2 protein-coding genes are annotated in these 2,069 nt (G+C 72.3%); both read right to left on the reverse strand.

The features are described 5' to 3' along the window. Positions 1–73: 73 nt before the first annotated feature. Positions 74–994, reverse strand: coding sequence for an SURF1 family cytochrome oxidase biogenesis protein (locus ABTZ89_RS38220; protein ID WP_351054268.1), 921 nt, complete (start codon positions 992–994; stop codon positions 74–76). A gap of 154 nt (positions 995–1,148) precedes the next feature. After that, the gene (locus ABTZ89_RS38225; protein WP_351054271.1) at positions 1,149–2,024 is read right to left on the reverse strand and encodes a fructosamine kinase family protein; all 876 of its coding nucleotides are present in this window, start codon (positions 2,022–2,024) and stop codon (positions 1,149–1,151) included. Positions 2,025–2,069: the final 45 nt, after the last annotated feature.

Genomic DNA, 2,069 nt, shown 5'->3' on the forward strand with positions numbered 1-2,069 from the left:
GCCGTGGGTGGGGTTTGCAGTTTCAATTGAAACTGCGGTGTTGACCTGGCCCGGACGGGTGAAGCGATAGGGGTCAGGTCTTGTTGGTGGCGTGGCCCTCGGCGTCCTCGGTCGGGGACGGGGCTTCGCGTTCGGCTGCTTCGCGTTCGCGGCGTTCGTCTTCGGCGATGGCTGCGGCGACCGACATCTTCTTGCGGCGCACCGGCGTCTCGGACGGCTGGGCGTCCTCGGTGGCCGCGTCGTCCGCGTCGCGCCAGGCCGGGCGGGCGCCGGGGCGGAGTTCCGAGTAGATCAGGTACGCGACGGCGATGACCGCCATGACGCCGAAGGCGATCCACTGCAGCGCGTAGGAGAAGTACGGGCCGGCTTCCAAGCGGGGCAGGGGCAGCGGTTCGAGGACGCCGGGCTGGTTCTCGTTGAGCGAGAAGTAGCCGGGCCGCATGGCGATGCCGGTGCCCGCGGCGACGGTCCCGGAGTTCACCGCGTACGCCCAGCGGTGCCCGTCGTGGTCGAACAGCGGGCGGTTCTTGCTGTCCACCTCGTCGCTGCGGACCCGCGCGGTGAGGGTCTGCTCGCCGGGCGGCGGTGCGTCGTAGGCCGGGGCCCGGGTGCCGTCGACCGGGCGGATGTAGCCGCGGTCGACCAGGACCGTCGTGCCGTCGTCCAGGCGGAACGGGGTCAGCACCTCGAACGCGGGCTCGCCGAGCACGGTCCGCTGCCAGCCCAACGTCTCGCCTTCGGGCAGGTACTGGCCGCGCAGCAGCACTTGGGACCACTCGGTGCGCTGGTCCGGTGCTTGCCCGGCGGGCAGCACCTCGGCCAGTTGGCGCGGTGGGGAGTGGAAGGACTCGGAGATCGCGTTGTTCCGGGTCTGCGCCTCGTCGCTGCGGCTGAACTGCCAGGGGGCCAGCACGGTCAGGCACAGCGTGGTGAAGACCGCGACCAGCGCGATCAGGCCGAGCCAACCAGGTCGCAACAAGAACTTCAGGCGCACACCCCTACCGTAACCGAGCTGCTCTGACCTGCGGTTTTCGGATGCCGTTGCCCGGTGGCGAAGGATGGCGCGCACTCGCGTCTTAGCAGGTCAGCCGACCCCCGGTTCCGTTATGGACGAAATGTCCGAAGGTGCTCGTGGGTCGGGAAGGGGCTCAGGCGGCTCGGAGGGCCGAGCGGGCCGCGCGCGTGGCTTGGGCTGCGTAGCCGGTGCCGAACAGGACCGCGTGGACCAGGAGCGGGAACAGCTGGTGGAGCGCGATCCGCTCGCGCCAGCCCGCCGCGAGCGGGTGGGACTCCTGGTAAGCGGCCACGACGCGGTCCAGGTGGGGGCAGCCGAACAGGTGCAGCATCGCCAGGTCGGTCTCGCGGTGACCGCCGTGCGCTGCCGGATCGATGAGCCACGCCCCCTGAGCACTCCAGTGGACGTTGCCGCTCCACAGGTCGCCGTGCAGGCGCGCGGGAGGCTCGGCCGGCCCCGCCAGCTGGTCGATGTTCGCGCAGACCTGCGAGATCACCGCGCCGTCGGCCGAGCTCAGCGTGCCGGCGTCCACCGCCTTCCGGAGGTAGGGCTCGATCCGGTGCTGGGCGTAGAAGGTCGGCCAGTCCGGCTCGGGCTCGTTGCGCATAGGCGCCAGACCGATCCAGGCATCCGCCGGGCCGCCCGGAGGCGCGGCGCCGAAGGCGGGTGCCCCGGTCGCGTGCAGAGCCGCGAGGCCGCGCCCAAGCTGCTCGGCTGCTGCCGCCGTCGGCGCTGACTCCGCGATGTGCTCGGTGACCAGCCAGCGCTCGGTGTTCCCGAACACCTCGGGCACCGCGACCACGTCGGGTTCGGCGAGCCAGGCCAGGGACGCCGCCTCGGCCTCGATGGCGCCGGGCATCGTCGCGGGCGCGGTCTTGGCGAACACAGCCGTGCCGTCCTCGAGGCGCACCGCGAACGCCGCCGAGGTGTCCCCGCCGCCGAGCTGCCGCACCTCCACCGGCGCTCGGCCGGTGATGTCCGCGACCGCCGCCCGGGCCTCGTCGCGCATCACAGCCGCTCGCGCACCCAGTGGAGCAGGCCGGGCATCGCGGCC

This window comes from Saccharopolyspora sp. NPDC002686, from assembly GCF_040295745.1.
GTDB classification, from domain to species: Bacteria; Actinomycetota; Actinomycetes; order Mycobacteriales; family Pseudonocardiaceae; genus Saccharopolyspora; species Saccharopolyspora oryzae.

Excerpts from the sequence above, each read along its gene's own strand:
- ABTZ89_RS38225 (WP_351054271.1), bottom strand. The coding sequence starts at position 2,024 with ATGCGCGACGAGGCCCGGGCGGCGGTCGCGGACATCACCGGCCGAGCG.